The organism is Salinarimonas soli, assembly GCF_008386575.1.
GTDB classification, from domain to species: domain Bacteria; phylum Pseudomonadota; class Alphaproteobacteria; order Rhizobiales; family Beijerinckiaceae; genus Salinarimonas_A; species Salinarimonas_A soli.
In genome coordinates this window covers 1-274 of record NZ_VUOA01000286.1, presented here as the reverse complement: position 1 = coordinate 274, position 274 = coordinate 1, and the positions used below count along the sequence as shown (strand labels likewise).

Below are 274 nucleotides of genomic sequence, written 5' to 3'. Positions count from 1 at the left end.
TACTACACAAAGAGCGCTACAATAAAAATGTTCGTAACACGCCAAATTGCATCTAGGTTCTTCCAACAAACAGTGCATCGCTACCATGGCGAAGGTCACTTCAAGCCCCCCACCATGGATGAATTACCAGTGCCCAAAGGCTCATGGCAGTCGCACCATGATGCCAACCAACGTCGCTTCAATGCTGTGCTCCTCTTTGGAATTGCATTCACTGCTGCTACATTCGTCGTTGCAAAAACATCAGGACTGGTCTACCTCAACTACTCGCCTCCCG

1 protein-coding gene is annotated in these 274 nt (G+C 48.9%); it reads left to right on the top strand.

From position 1 onward, the window contains the following. Positions 1-27: 27 nt before the first annotated feature. Positions 28-274, top strand: a 247-nt coding sequence (locus tag F0L46_RS28025; RefSeq protein ID WP_149822452.1) for a hypothetical protein, incomplete at its 3' end; no start/stop codon positions are given.